At 70.5% G+C, this 13759-nt stretch carries 13 protein-coding genes; 9 read left to right on the top strand and 4 right to left on the bottom strand.

Translation table 11 applies throughout. The features are described 5' to 3' along the window. Positions 1 to 23 precede the first annotated feature (23 nt). From QM569_RS02530 to QM569_RS02515, 4 genes are all read left to right on the top strand, one after another. The gene (locus QM569_RS02530) at positions 24 to 1481 is read left to right on the top strand and encodes a DNA-3-methyladenine glycosylase 2 family protein (protein ID WP_414985652.1); all 1458 of its coding nucleotides are present in this window, start codon (positions 24 to 26) and stop codon (positions 1479 to 1481) included. Between the two features lie 59 nt (positions 1482 to 1540). Further along, complete coding sequence (locus QM569_RS02525) at positions 1541 to 2029, top strand: methylated-DNA--[protein]-cysteine S-methyltransferase (protein ID WP_414985651.1); 489 nt, start codon at positions 1541 to 1543, stop codon at positions 2027 to 2029. After that, on the top strand, positions 2026 to 2937 hold the full coding sequence (locus QM569_RS02520; RefSeq protein ID WP_414985650.1) for a DMT family transporter: 912 nt from the start codon (positions 2026 to 2028) through the stop codon (positions 2935 to 2937). The genes QM569_RS02525 and QM569_RS02520 overlap by 4 nt, the downstream gene beginning before the upstream one ends. 80 nt (positions 2938 to 3017) lie before the next feature. Then, the gene (locus QM569_RS02515; protein ID WP_414985649.1) at positions 3018 to 6857 is read left to right on the top strand and encodes an EAL and GGDEF domain-containing protein; all 3840 of its coding nucleotides are present in this window, start codon (positions 3018 to 3020) and stop codon (positions 6855 to 6857) included. Between the two features lie 41 nt (positions 6858 to 6898). On the opposite strand, the gene QM569_RS02510 is transcribed toward QM569_RS02515, so the two are convergent. The 3 genes from QM569_RS02510 to QM569_RS02500 all read right to left on the bottom strand — a co-directional run bounded on the left by QM569_RS02510 (position 6899) and on the right by QM569_RS02500 (position 10852). Then, positions 6899 to 8056 (bottom strand): pyridoxal phosphate-dependent aminotransferase, encoded by a 1158-nt coding sequence (locus QM569_RS02510; protein WP_414985648.1) that lies wholly within the window; start codon positions 8054 to 8056, stop codon positions 6899 to 6901. A 54-nt stretch (positions 8057 to 8110) separates the two neighbouring features. Further along, positions 8111 to 10090 (bottom strand): propionate--CoA ligase, encoded by a 1980-nt coding sequence (locus tag QM569_RS02505; RefSeq protein ID WP_414985647.1) that lies wholly within the window; start codon positions 10088 to 10090, stop codon positions 8111 to 8113. 156 nt (positions 10091 to 10246) lie between these two features. Next, positions 10247 to 10852 carry an isochorismatase family protein gene (locus tag QM569_RS02500; RefSeq protein WP_414985673.1) on the bottom strand — a complete coding sequence of 202 codons (606 nt, stop codon included), beginning with the start codon at positions 10850 to 10852 and terminating at the stop codon, positions 10247 to 10249. A gap of 77 nt (positions 10853 to 10929) precedes the next feature. Here QM569_RS02500 and QM569_RS02495 point away from each other — a divergent pair, with 77 nt between their 5' ends. Next, a complete protein-coding gene (locus QM569_RS02495) occupies positions 10930 to 11532 on the top strand; it encodes a C40 family peptidase (protein ID WP_414985646.1) in 603 nt (200 codons plus the stop codon). Here the strand turns inward: QM569_RS02495 and QM569_RS02490 are convergent. Further along, positions 11529 to 11909, bottom strand: coding sequence for a hypothetical protein (locus QM569_RS02490; protein WP_414985645.1), 381 nt, complete (start codon positions 11907 to 11909; stop codon positions 11529 to 11531). The genes QM569_RS02495 and QM569_RS02490 overlap by 4 nt on opposite strands. Before the next feature lie 162 nt (positions 11910 to 12071). Between QM569_RS02490 and QM569_RS02485 the strand changes: the two genes are divergently transcribed. From QM569_RS02485 to QM569_RS02470, 4 genes are all read left to right on the top strand, one after another. Next, positions 12072 to 12578: a hypothetical protein gene (locus QM569_RS02485; protein WP_414985644.1), complete on the top strand. Its 507-nt coding sequence runs from the start codon at positions 12072 to 12074 to the stop codon at positions 12576 to 12578. A gap of 18 nt (positions 12579 to 12596) precedes the next feature. Continuing rightward, complete coding sequence (locus QM569_RS02480; RefSeq protein ID WP_414985643.1) at positions 12597 to 13064, top strand: EVE domain-containing protein; 468 nt, start codon at positions 12597 to 12599, stop codon at positions 13062 to 13064. Between the two features lie 71 nt (positions 13065 to 13135). Beyond that, positions 13136 to 13387, top strand: coding sequence for a GlsB/YeaQ/YmgE family stress response membrane protein (locus tag QM569_RS02475; RefSeq protein WP_414985642.1), 252 nt, complete (start codon positions 13136 to 13138; stop codon positions 13385 to 13387). A gap of 126 nt (positions 13388 to 13513) precedes the next feature. Then, positions 13514 to 13759: helix-turn-helix domain-containing protein (locus QM569_RS02470; protein WP_414985641.1), on the top strand; the 246-nt coding region annotated here is incomplete at its 3' end.

Genomic DNA, 13759 nt, shown 5'->3' with positions numbered 1-13759 from the left:
CCCGCCCTCCTATGATGAGCGGCATGTCCACCGCAGAAGACGACGCCCGCTACCTCGCGCTGACGACCCGCGATGCGCGCTTTGACGGGCGCTTCTTCACCGGCGTGACCAGCACCGGCATCTACTGCCGCCCCGTCTGCGCCGTGCGCACGCCCCGGCGCGAGAACTGCCGCTTCTTCGCCCTGGCCGCGCAGGCCGAAGGCGCGGGCTTTCGCCCCTGCCTGCGCTGCCGCCCCGAGGTGGCCCCGCAGGCGCTGGCGTGGTCCACGCAGGACGCGAGCGGCATCCTGGTGCAGCAGGCCGTGCGCCTGCTGGACGTGCCGGACAGCGCGCCCACCGTGGCCCAGCTCGCCCAGCGCCTGGGCGTGAGCGACCGGCACCTGCGCCGCATCTTCGAGGGCGCTTTGGGCGTGTCGCCCCTGCAATACCTGCAGACGCGGCGGCTGCTGACGGCCAAGCAGTTGCTGACCGACACGCCCATGCCCGTCACGCAGGTGGCGCTGGCCAGCGGCTTTGCCAGCGTGCGCAGGTTCAACGCTGCCTTCGCGCAGCACTACCGGCTCAACCCCACGCAGCTGCGCCGCCAGGGCGGCAGCGCGGAAGGCCGCGGCCTCATTCGCCTGGCGTGGCGACCGCCGCTCGACGCGCCGGCACTGCTGGCCTTCTTCGAGCGGCGGCGCTTCGACGGCGTGGAATGGGTGGACCCGGCCCAGGGCCTGCTGCGCCGCACGGTGCGCCTCTCCACGGCCACGGGCTGGATCAGCGCCCGCTTCGACGCCGCCCGCCACCAGGTGCTGCTGCAGGCCAGCGACAGCCTGTACCCCGTGCTGCCGCAGGTGATCCGCCGGGTGCGCGCGTTGCTCGACCTGGACGCCGACCCCGCCGCCATCAACGCCGTGCTGCACCCGCATTTCCCGCAGGGCGACGGCCTGCGCGTGCCTGGCGCGTTCGACGGTTTCGAGCTGGCCGTGCGCGCCGTGCTGGGCCAGCAGATCACCGTGGCCGCCGCCCGCACGCTGGGCCAGCGGCTGGTGCAGCGGCTGGGCGAGCCCATCGCCACGCCCTGGCCCGATACGCTCAACCGCCTGTTCCCCCCGCCCGCCGTGCTGGCCGCCGTTCATGGCGAAACCCTGGGCCAGATGGGCATCGTGCGCCAGCGCCAGGCCGCCATCGTGGCCCTGGCCCGCGCGGTGGACGGCGGCACGCTGGCCCTGCACGCGGGCGCGGACGTACACGCCACCACCGCCGCGCTGCGCCAGATACCCGGCATCGGCGACTGGACGGCGCAGTACATCGCCATGCGCGTGCTGCGCTGGCCCGACGCCTTCCCGGCGGGCGACGTGGCGTTGCACAAGGCGCTGGGCGTGCAGGGCCACAAGAACCCCGCCCGCGCCGCCGCCGAGGCATCGCAAGCGTGGCGCCCCTGGCGCAGCTACGCCGTGCTGCGCGCCTGGGCAGCCCCGAAACTATCAAAACAATAGCTGCTTGTGCTTTCTGGATAAGCGCTAGATGCCAATTTGACCAACAATATTCAACGCCCATGCAATTCCACCCACTCACGGTGCAGGCACGCACCACCACCCCGCTCGGCCCGGTGCGGCTGGCGGCATCGCCCGGCGGCCTGTGCGGCCTGTGGTTCGAGGGCCAGCGCCACGCGCCCGCCCGCCACTGGCCCGACGCGCCCAGCCACCCCGTGCTGCAAGAAGCCGCCCGCCAACTGAACCAGTACCTGCGCGGCGAGCGCGAGGGGTTCGACCTGCCGCTGGACCTGTCCGGCGGCACGCCCTTTCAGCAGTCCGTGTGGCAGGCGCTGCGGGCCGTGCCGCGCGGCGCCCCCACCAGCTATGGCGCGCTGGCCCGCACGCTGAACAACCCGTCGGCGGTGCGCGCCGTGGGCGCGGCCGTGGGCCGCAACCCGGTCAGCGTGGTGGTGCCCTGCCACCGCGTGCTGGGCGCGGACGGCAGCCTGACCGGCTATGCGGGCGGGCTGGAGCGCAAGACCGCGCTGCTGGCGCTGGAGGCCGCATGAAGCCCGCACCCGCCACCCTGCCCGCCCGCGCCTGGATCGGCGAATTCATCCTGCTCGCGGCCCTGTGGGGCGCGTCATTTCTGTTCATGCGCCTGGGCGCGTCCGAGTTCGGCCCGCTGCCCACGGCGGGCCTGCGTGTGGCGCTGGCCACCGCCTTCCTGTGGCCGATCATGCTGCGCCAGGGGCACTGGCCCGCGCTGCGCCAGCACTGGCGGCCCGTGCTGGCGTCGGGGCTCATCAACTCGGCCATTCCGTTCGCGCTGTTCGCGTGGGCGGTGCTGCACGTCACCACGGGGCTGGCGTCCATCCTCAACGCCACGGTGCCGCTGTTCGGCGCGCTGGCGGCCTGGGGCTGGCTGGGCGACCGCATTACCCGTCTTCGCGGGCTGGGGCTGGCGCTGGGCTTCGTCGGCGTGGCGTTGCTGGCCTGGCGCGCGCCCGCAGGCATCGGCATCAAGAGCGACAGCGCCGCATGGGCCATTGCGGCCTGCCTGCTGGCGTCCTGCTTTTACGGTGTGGCGGCCAGCTATGCGCGGCGCTACCTCACGGGCATACCGCCGCTGGCAACGGCCACGGGCAGCCAGCTCGGCGCCGCGCTGGGGCTGGCCCTGCCCACGCTGTGGCTGTGGCCCGCCAACACGCCCGGGCCGCGCGCCTGGGCCGCCATCGCGGCCATCGCGGTGCTGTGTACGGGCATCGCGTACATCCTGTACTTTCGCCTCATCGCGCACGCGGGGCCCAGCCGGGCGCTGGCGGTGACCTTTCTGGCGCCGGTGTTCGCGGTGTTCTACGGCACGCTGTTCCTGGGCGAGCGCGTCACGCCCTGGATGATCGGCTGCGCGCTGGTGATTTTGTGCGGCACCGCCCTGTCCACCGGGCTCGTCAGGGCGCGCGGCACGGGTAGTTGACATTTGGCAATACAGTAAGAAACGTAACAAGCCCTAAACTCCGGGCATGGTTTTGACGCCGGGTTTTCCCGCCCCTCATCATGGCCCCTGAAGCGGCGCTGGCAGTGGGCCTGCTGGTCCTGATCGTCCCGGTGCTGGCGATGCTGCGGCCCGCGCAGATGCTGCACCCTTCGCGGTCCACGCAACTGCTCGTGGGCCTGACGGGCGGGCTGGTTTCCGTCCTCGTCCTGGCGGTGATGCAGTTCGGCGAGGCCCGGTACGGCGTGTTCGCCTACCCCACGGCCACGGCTTTCGTTGGCCTGTATTTCGGGCCGCTGGCGGCGGCCACCACGGCAGCCCTGGCCCTGGCGGCCATGGTGTTGAGCGAACCGCAATCGTGGCTCGTCACTGCCGCCGTGCTGGCGACCGCCGCCTCGGTTGCCGCGCCATGGCGGCGGGTGGATGCCTTGCCACGGCCATGGGCCCCCTGGCTTGCCATGGCGGGCGCGACCGTCACGCTGCCCCTGGCCGTCGCGCTGTGCCTGTTGGCCGTGGTGGGCGCGCCGCCCGCCATGGACTCGGCGAAAGACTGGCTGGCGTGGGTGCCCTGGCACCACAGCGCGGGCTTTCTCATCCTGGCCCTGGGGCGGCAGTTGCTGGTGGGGCGGGCGCAGACGAAAGTGGCGCTGGAGCGCGCGCGCCACACGCTGCAAGAGCGCGACCAGGAACTTCACCTGACCCTGGACGCCCTGGGCGCGGGCCGCTGGGAATGGGACATCGAGAGCCGCCGCTGGCGCTGCTCGGGCCAGTTCTACGAGACCTTCGGCATCACGCCCGCCGACATGGAGAGCCCCGAGCTGTGGCAGCGCTGGTACGCCCGCCGCCACCCGGTGGACGCCGAGCGCAACGCGGCCCGGCTGTCGCGCAACATGGAGGGCGAAGAAGGCAGCTACGAGGCCGAGTTCCGCGTGCTGGACACCACGGGCCGCTGGCGCTGGGTGATGACGCGCGGCATGGTGGGGCGGCGCGACGCGCAGGGCCGCCCGGCCAGCATGGTCGGCATGGACGTGGACATCACCGCCCACCGCGAGGCCGAGGACGCGCTGCGCGCCTCCGAAGCCAAGTACACCACTTTCTACCAGGTGCTGCCCGACCCGGCCGCCATCGTGCGCCCGGACGGCCGCTTCATCGACGCCAACCCGGCCTTCTGCGAGGTGCTGGGCTTCCGGCGCGGCGAGGTGATAGGACGCACCTCGGCCGAAATAGGGCTGTGGACGCGCCCCGAGGAGCGCGAGCGCGTGACCCAGACCTACCAGCGCGACGGCAAGGTGGACCGCATACCCGTCACCATGCAAAGACGCGGCGGCCTGTCGGTGCCGGGGCTGATCTCCGCGCGGTCCGTGGTCATCGACGGCGAGCGCTGCTTTGCCTTCGTCTTCCACGACATGACCGAGATCCAGCGCGCCAGCCAGGAGCTGCGCGCGCTCAACGGCCTGCTGGAGCAGGCGGGTCGGCTGGCGCGGCTGGGCGCCTGGGAGGACACGCTGGGCCAGGGCTTCGTCTATTGGACGGACGTGTGCTACGCCATCCACGGCATGCAGCCCGGCGCGCCGCTGCCGCAGGGCTACATCGACCGCTTCGTCGCCCCGCCCTACCGCGACGCGCTGCGCGCCAAGCTGCGCCAGTGCATCCACGAGCGCGTCGAATGGAGCATCGAGATGGAACTGATGCTGCCCGACGGGCGGCTGGCGTGGGTGCGCGCGCTCGGCGAGCCGCTGGCCGGCGAGGACGGCCGCGTCACGCGCATGCGCGGCGTGATCCAGGACATCGACGAGGCCAAGCGCGCCGAACAGCGCCTGCGCCAGTCCGAGGAGCGCTTCTCGCGCATCTTCCAGCTCGTGCCCTACCCCATGGGCCTGTCGCACCGCAGCGACGGGCGCTACCTGGAAATCAACCCCGCCTGGGAAGACCTGCTTGGCATTGCGCGCGACGACGCCATAGGCCGCACCGCCGTCGGGCTGGGCATCGTCTCGCCGCAAGACCGCCAGCGCATGATCGACGCGGTGGACTCCAGCGGCCAACTCACCGGCTACGAACTCAGGCTGCGCGCCCGCTCGGGGGCGACGCTCACCGTCATGCAGTCCATGCGCGCCATCGAGTTCGACGGCGAGCCCTGCTGGCTGTTCTCGGTACACGACATCACCGACCGCAAGCGCAGCGAGGAACGGGTGCGCGAGCGCGAGGAGCTGCTGTCGCTGACCATCTCCGCCGCCGCGCTGGGCCTGTGGGACTGGAACCTGCAGACCGGCACCGTCACCGGCGACAGCCGCTGGCGCGCCCTGCGCGGCATCGCGTCCGAAGACGACCCGCGCGCCGCCGCGTACTGGAGCAGCGGCATGGCGCACGACGACATCGGCCGCATCACCGCCGAGCTGGCGCGCCATACAGCGAACCCCGGCACGCCCTTCGACGCCACCTGGCGCGTCAGCCAGAGCGGCGACGACGCCCGCTGGGTGCGCAACCTGGGCAAGATCGTGGGCTTCGACGCCGAGGGCCGCCCCGAGCGCATGCTGGGCGTGGCCCTGGACGTGACGCCCCAGCGCGAGCAAGAGGTGCTGCTGCAGCGGCTGGCGCTGTACGACGCGCTCACGGGCCTGCCCAACCGCGTCCACCTGGGCCGCAGGCTGCAAGAGAGCATGACGCAGGCGCGCGAGCACGGCACGCAGCTGGGCGTGGCCTACCTGGACCTGGACGGCTTCAAGCCCGTGAACGACCGGCTGGGCCACGGCACGGGCGACCGGCTGCTGGTGGTGGTGGCCGGGCGCCTCACGCGCGCGCTGCGCCCGCTGGACTGCGTGGCCCGCCTGGGGGGCGACGAGTTCGTGATCCTCATGCCCGCGCTGGAATCGGCCCCTGCCTGCGAGCGCCTGCTGCACCGCGTCATGGAGAGCATCTCCGCCCCGTACACGCTGGGCACCGAGCGCGTGGTGGTCACCGCCAGCATCGGCTACACCATGTTCCCGGCCAACGACTCCGACGCCGACACCCTGCTGCGCCATGCCGACCAGGCCATGTACGCCGCCAAGCAGGCCGGCCGCAACCGCTTCCACCAGTTCGACGCGGCGCAGGAGCGCGCGCTGCAGGCGGCCCGCGAACAAGGCCGCCTCCTGCGCGACGCGCTGGCCGACGCGCAGTTCGCGCTGTACCTGCAGCCCCGGGTGGACATGCGCAGCGGCGCCGTGGTGGGCGCCGAGGCGCTGAGCCGCTGGCAGCACCCGCAGCGCGGCGTGGTGCCGCCCGGCGAGTTCCTGCCCTTGCTGGAGGGCACCGACCTGGAGATCACCTTTGGCGAATGGGCGATCGAGACCGCCCTGGCCACCCTGGAGCGGCTGCAGGACAGCGCCCTGGCCATGCCCGTGTCCGTCAACGTGGGCGCCCAGCACCTGCAAGCGCCCGGTTTTGCGGACTGGATGGCCCGGTGCCTGGCCCGCCACCCCGGGGTGCCCGCGCACATGGTCGAGATCGAGATCACCGAAAGCGCCGCCCTGTACGACCTTGCCGCCGTGGCCCATGCGCTCACCGACCTGCGCGCGCTGGGCGTCACGGTGTCGCTGGACGACTTCGGCACCGGCTACTCGTCGCTCACCTACCTGCGCCGCCTGCCCATGGACACGCTCAAGATCGACCAGAGCTTCGTACACGGAATGATGGGCGATGCGGGCGACCTGGCCATCGTGCAGGGCGTGATCGGCCTGGCCCGCTCCTTCGGCTACCACGTGATCGCCGAGGGCGTGGAGACGGTCGAGCAGGGCCAGTTGCTGCTGCAGCTGGGCTGCACCCAGGCGCAGGGCTACTGCATCGCGCGGCCCATGCCGCTGGATGCGTTCATCGACTGGGTACGCGCGTGGCAGCCGCCCGCAGCCTGGCGGCAAAAAAATTAGGTCAAATCCGCCTCTAGCGCTTATGCAGCAAGCATAGTCAGCTATTGTTTTGATAGCCAATCGCGCAGGCGCTGCACGCCCGCATCCAGCCGCGCCACGTCCTGGGACGCGAAGCACCAGCGCAGCCAGCCCTGCGCCTCGGGCGCGAAGGCGTTGCCCGGCGCGAGGCCCAGGCCCGCCTCGGCCACCAGCCGCCGTGCCACGTCCAGCGAATCGCCAAAGCCGTGCAGGCGAAAGAAGGCGTACATGCCGCCGCGCGGGCTGGCCACCTCGACCTGCGCCAGCGCGGCCAGTTGGGGCAGCAGCGTATCGCGGCAGCGGCGCAGGTGCGCGACCAGCGGCGGGGTGATGTCGCCCGCATGCGCCAGCGCCGCCAGCCCGGCGCGCTGGGTGAACACGCTGGCGCAGGAGGTGTTGAACTCGATGAGCTTGCCCACGCCGTCCACCAGCGCGGGCGGCAGCACCAGCCAGCCCAGGCGCCAGCCGGTCATCAGGAAGCTCTTGGAAAAGCTCTGCGCCACCACCAGCCGGTCGTGCGGCGCGGCGATGTCCAGGAAGCTGGGCGCGCAGCCGTTCGGTGTGGATTCGTAATAGAGGCGCTCATACACCTCGTCGGACAGGATCCACGTACCCGTGCGGCGGCAATGCGCCAGGATGGCCTGCTGCTCTGCCCGCGTGAGCGTCCAGCCCGTGGGGTTGTTGGGCGCGTTCACGATCAAGAGGCGCGTGGCGGGCGTGATGGCGTCCAGCAGCGCCTGCAGGTCCAGCGTCCAGGCGCCCTGCCGCGCGCGCAGCGGCACGCAGTACACGCGCGCGCCCAGCACGGCGGGCTGCGCCGTGAGGTTGGGCCACACGGGCGTGACGGCCACGGCCTCGTCGCCCGCGTCCAGCAGGGCCTGCATGGCCACCATCAGCGCGTTGACGCCGCCCGAGGTGACGGCGATGCGCCCCGCATCGACGGGGCCGTGCAGCGCGCTGGCGTAGTCGGCGATCGCCTGGCGCAGCTCGGGCAGGCCCAGGTTGTGCGAATAGAAGGTCTCGCCGCGCTCTATGGATGCGATGGCGGCGCGGCGCACCGACTCGGGCGTGGTTTCGTCGCTCTCGCCGAACCAGAAGGCCAGCACGTCGGCACGGCCCATGCCCGCGTTGGCGACTTGGCGGATCTTGGAAGCTTCGAGGTTTTCAACGGCAAGGCGCATGGCGGTTCGGCGGCGGGGAGTGGACCAGTCGCCGAGCATAGCCCTGCCGGCTGCTCAATGCCCCAGCAAGTCCTTCACCTGCTGCAAGGCCGCCGGGTCTTCCATGGTGGTCAGGTCGCCCGGGTCGCGCCGCTCGGCCACGGCCTGCAGGGCGCGGCGCAGCAGCTTGCCGCTGCGCGTCTTGGGCAGCACCGTCACGAAGAACACGCGCGCGGGGCGGGCCAGGGCGCCCAGTTGGGCATCCACCTGCTGCATTACCTCGCCTTCGAGCTTCAGGCGCGCCGCGTCGTCGGCCACGCTGGCGGCGTCGCGCACCACGGCGAAGGCCATGGCGACCTGGCCCTTCAGGCTGTCGGCCACGCCCACCACGGCCACCTCGGCGATGGCGGGGTGGGACGCAATGCTTTCCTCGATCTCGCGCGTGCCCAGGCGGTGGCCCGCCACGTTGATCACGTCGTCGGTGCGGCCCAGGATGAAGTAGTAGCCATCCGCATCGCGGATGCCCCAGTCGAAGGTGCTGTAGATCAGGCGGCCCGGGATGCTCTTCCAGTACGTGTTGACGAAGCGCGCGTCGTCGCGCCACACGGTCTGCATGCAGCCGGGCGGCAGCGGGCCTTCGATGGCGACCACGCCCTTCTGGTGGGCGCCCGTCAGCTCCTCGCCCGTGGATTCGTCGATGAGCTTGACGTTGTAGCCATACACGGCCTTGCCGGGGCTGCCAAAGCGCGACGCCTGCCGCTCCACGCCGTTGCACAGCGTGAGGATGGGCCAGCCCGTCTCGGTCTGCCAGTAGTTGTCGATGATGGGCACGCGCAGCGCGTCGCTGATCCACTGCGCCGTGGGCTCGTCCAGCGGCTCGCCCGCGAGGTACAGCGCCTTCAGGCTTTTCACGCTGTGCTTTTGCAGGTAGGCCGGGTCTTGCTTTTTCAGCACGCGCACCGCCGTGGGGGCCGAGAACATGTGCGTGACCTGGTACTTTTCCACGATGCTCCACCACACGCCCGCGTCGGGCCGCGTGGGCAGGCCCTCGTAGAAGATGGTGGTCATGCCCGCGAGCAGCGGGCCATAGACGATGTAGCTGTGGCCCACCACCCAGCCGATGTCGCTCGTCGCAAAAAAGACCCCCACGCTCCGCCGCTCACGCGGGTCGCTGCCCCCCGAGGGGGCCGCGTTTTCACCTTGGGGCGGCCCGGCGGTGAAAACCCCCTCGCCCGGCTTGGCGTCGAAGATGTGCTTCATGCTCGCCGCCAGCGCCACGGCGTAGCCGCCGGTGTCGCGCTGCACGCCCTTCGGTCTGCCGGTGGTGCCGCTGGTGTACAGGGTGTAGCTGGGGTGCGTGGCGTCCACCCATTCGCAGGGCACCTGCGCGTTGAGGTGCCGGGCGCGCAGCGCCGCCCAGTCGTGGTCGCGCCCGGCGCGCAGGGCGGCGGGGGCCAGGCCCCGGTCCACCATCAGCACGGCCTGGGGTTTGTGTTTGGAGAGGTCAATGGCTTCATCGAGCAGCGGCTTGTACGGCACCACCTTGCCGCCGCGCGAGCCCGCGTCGGCGCTGACCACGGCCACGGGCTCGGCGTCCTCGATGCGCGCGGCGAGCGAGCCCGCCGCGAACCCGCCGAACACCACGCAGTGCAGCGCGCCGATGCGCACGCAGGCCAGCATGGCGAAGGCCGCCTCGGCGATCATGGGCATGTAGATGAGCACGCGGTCGCCCTTCTTCACGCCCAGGCTTTGCAGCGCGGCGGCCATGCGCTGCACCTCGGCGTGCAGCTCGGCGAAGGTGTAGGCGCGCTCGGTACCCGTCTCGGTGGAGATGGCCACCAGCGCGTTCTGGCTGGCGCGGTCCTTCAGGTGCCGGTCCACCGCGTTGTGGCACAGGTTGGTGGTGCCGCCCGCGAACCACCTGGCGAACGGCGGGTTGCCGTAGTCGCACACCTGCTGGGGCGGGGTCTGCCATTCGATCAGTTGCGCCTGCTCGGCCCAGAAGGCGTCGCGCTGGTCGATGGACTGGCGGTGGAAGTCGGCGTAGCTCGTCATGGCGCTTGTCTCCTCAGAAGGTGTGAATGAATCCGGCGTGTCTGAGCGGACCGCACAACTCAGATCTCCTGGCGCCGGAATGCGGCCCAGGAATTTATAAAATTTGATAGCAGTCCGCGCTTATGCAGTAAGCGATGGAGGCCAAAAAGATCAATATTATTTGATCAGTGCCAGCACATCCTTGAAGGCCGGGTTCTCGCAGCTGCCCAGCCATTCAAAGATCACCATCTCGGTCGTCACCAGTTCGGCGCCCGCGCCCGCCAGGCGGTCGAAGGCGGCGTCGCGGTTGCGCTCGGTGCGCGAGCCGCAGGCGTCGGTGACGACCCAGACCTCGAACTCGTCCTCCACCAGTTGCAGCGCGGTTTGCAGCAGGCAGACGTGGGCCTCGCAGCCCGCGATGACGATGGCGGGGCGCTCGTCCGCAGGTTGCTGCGGGGGCTTTTGCAGGTGCCTGGGCAGGCTGCGCGCATTGCCGCCCTGGGGCTTGGCGGGCGGGCGCAGCCATTCGCCCAGGCCCTCGTCTGCCGCGCTGAAGTGCATCTTGGCGAGGGTCTTGCGGCACAGGGCGCGCAGGGCGGCATCGTTCTGGCCCAGGCGCGAGGGGTTCTGCTCGGTGCCCCACACGGGCACGTCCAGCATGTTCGCCACCTGCGCCAGGCGGCGGGCGTTGGCGAGCACGGCGGGGCCGTCGTGGATGGCGGGCATCAGGCGTTCCTGGTAGTCCACCAGGACGAGTTGGGATTCGGTGGCGTCGAGCAGCATGGCGGTTGTTCTGCGGTTGGGGTCGGTAAAGCGGCATTGTCGGGCAGGCATACCGTCCGTGTTAACCTCTGCCCCCTATGTCCCGATGGCTCTGCACTCTACTCCTGGCCTGCGCCGCTGCCGCCCAGGCCGCGCCCCAGGCTCTGAACACCGACGACACCGACCCGCCCGCCTCCGACCGGGGCCGCCTGCTCACGCGCCTGGATGACGTGCGTCACAAGGTCACCGACAAGGTGGTGGACCAGGCCCACAACGTGGCCGACCGTGCGTCCGGCCTGGTGGTGGCCGCCATGGGGTTCCTGGGCGTGCCCTACAAGCGCGGCGGCAGCAGCGTCGAAACGGGCTTCGACTGCAGCGGCTTCGTGCGCACCATCTACGAACAGACCGTGGGTCTGCTGCTGCCCCGCCGTGCCGACCAGCAGGCCGCCGCCACGCAGGTCATCGACAAGAAGGAACTGCAGCCCGGCGACCTGGTGTTCTTCAACACCATGCGTCGCAACTTCAGCCACGTAGGCATCTACGTGGGCGACAACAAGTTCATCCACGCCCCGCGCAGCGGCGCCCAGGTGCGCGTGGAAGACATGGACGTGGGCTACTGGGCCCGCCGCTTCAACGGCGCGCGCCGCGTCGCTGGTGGTGAAGCGAATGCCGCCGCACCCGCATCAAGCAACACCAATTAGGGCTTGACCTGATACACCGTTTCGGTGCTTCGGATCGGCCCTCCCACCACATTCACCGGCCCCGCATGGGGGTCGCCGCGCAGAATGGCCTGGGCCTTCGCCATGTCGGCCTGGTAGCGCGCACGGGCTTGCGACTCGCATTCCTTGCGCTGCGGCGCATGCAGCGCGCGACACTCTTGCAAGCTGATCTTGAGACCGCCGCCTGCCTCGCGGATGGCCGTCTGGTAGCGCTGCTGCGGCGTGGTGTCGGGCACGGCACCCCGCGCCAGCGACGCCTCGCCGCCGCGATGCGGCGCCGCCAGGCCCGGCCCTGCCAGTGCGGCGCCCAAGACGGCCACCGACAGGCTGCGGAAGAAGAAACGGTTCGTGATGGACATGTCGTTTTCCTTTCTCCGGGTGAAGACGGGCTCCAGTGTGGGGCGCCGCGCTGCCTGGCGCGGTCGGCACGTGCCGCGCCCCCCTGTCGGACAGGGCCCACATGCGCCCGGCGCGGCTCCGACTACCATGCGGGGCGATCCTTTTGGTTTAAAAAAGCATCCATGTCCCAACTTTCTTCGCTCCAGATGGCGGCCGGCAACCCGGCCCTGGCGGCTGCCGTGCGGCGAGCCCGCAAGCTTTTGCACCGCCGCGCGCTGGTGGCGGCCGCCGCCAGCACCGTGCCCGTGCCGGGCCTGGACTGGGCGGTGGACGCCGCCCTGCTCTCGCGGCTGCTGCCGCAGATCAACGCCGAGTTCGGCCTCACGCCGCAGCAGATCGACCAGCTCGACCCGCACAAGCGCGAGCAGGTGCAAAAGGCCGTGGCCATGGTCGGCTCGGTGCTGATCGGCAAGCTGGTCACGCGCGAGCTGGTGCTGCGCGCCACCCAGAGTGTGGGCGTGCGCCTGACGACCAAGCAGGCCGCCAAGTACGTGCCCATTGCCGGGCAGGCCGTGGCAGCCACCCTGGGCTATGCCACGCTGCGCTACCTGGGCGAGCAGCACCTGCGCGACTGCGTGCGCGTGGTGCAGCAAGCCCAGTTGCAACTGCCCGCGCCCGCCCGGCGCTGACGGAATGGAAGGCGCGCAATGGCCGAACCCATACGCTACTGGCTCATGAAGTCCGAGCCCGCCGAATGCTCCATCGACGACGCCCTGGCCGCGCCCGGCCAGACCGTGCCCTGGACGGGCGTGCGCAACTACCAGGCGCGCAACTTCATGCGCGATGACATGCGGGTGGGCGACGGCGTGCTGTTCTACCACTCCAGCTGCCCCGCGCCCGGCATTGCGGGCATCGCGCGCGTGGCCTCGGGCGTGCGCCCGGACCCGACGCAGTTCGACCCCGCCTCGCCCTACCACGACCCCAAGTCGCCCCCCGACAACCCGCGCTGGCTGCTGCGGGACGTGCAGGCGCTGCGCAAGACGCGGCTCGTCAGCCTGGCGGAGCTGCGCAGCCGCCCTGAACTGGCGGGCATGCGCGTGCTGCAAAAAGGCAGCCGCCTGTCCATTACGCCGGTGGAGCCGGGCGAGTGGAAGCACATCATGGATGCGCTGTAGCGCCTGCCAACGCTCCGGTGCCACGAAAAGGCAGTACAGTCGCGTCCTGCTTTTTCTGAAAGGATCTCCTCATGCTCTCCCTCATCGGAACCATCATCGTCGGCTTCGTGGTCGGCCTGATCGCACGCGCCGTCAAACCGGGCGACGACCAACTCGGCTGGATCATGACCACCGTGCTGGGCATCGCAGGCTCGCTGCTGGCAAGCTACGTCGGCGTGGCCATGGGGTGGTACGCGCAAGGCGCACCGGCTGGCTGGATCGCATCGGTCGTCGGCGCCATCGTGCTGCTGGTGATCTATGGGCTGATCAAGAAGAAGGTGTAAGCGCCTTCGCCCCGCGCACAAAAAAGCCGCCCGGGCACACCGGGCGGCTTTTTTATGGTCAAAAACGGCGCAAACCCAGGGCGGCCTCAAATCTGAAGTGCAACACCCCTTCAAAATTGAGGCCCCATGACAAAGAACACCTACGAACAACTGAGCGAGATGGAGCGCCATGCGATAGCGCTGGGGCTACAGCAAAAGCAGAGCCTGCGAGCCATAGCGAGGGCATTGGGCCGCAGCCCCAGCACCATCAGCCGAGAATGCAAGCGCAACGCGGGTGGCAACGGCTACACCTCCAAGTACGCTCAGCAGCGCAGCGACAGGCGCAGGCACTTTGCCAAGCCGCGCCCCAAGCTGCACCGCGAAGGCCCCTTG

It is taken from the genome of Acidovorax sp. (assembly GCF_047607405.1).
Lineage (GTDB): Bacteria > Pseudomonadota > Gammaproteobacteria > Burkholderiales > Burkholderiaceae_C > Acidovorax.
Note: the sequence above shows the minus strand (reverse complement) of the source record. Positions and strands in the feature narration are given on the sequence as shown.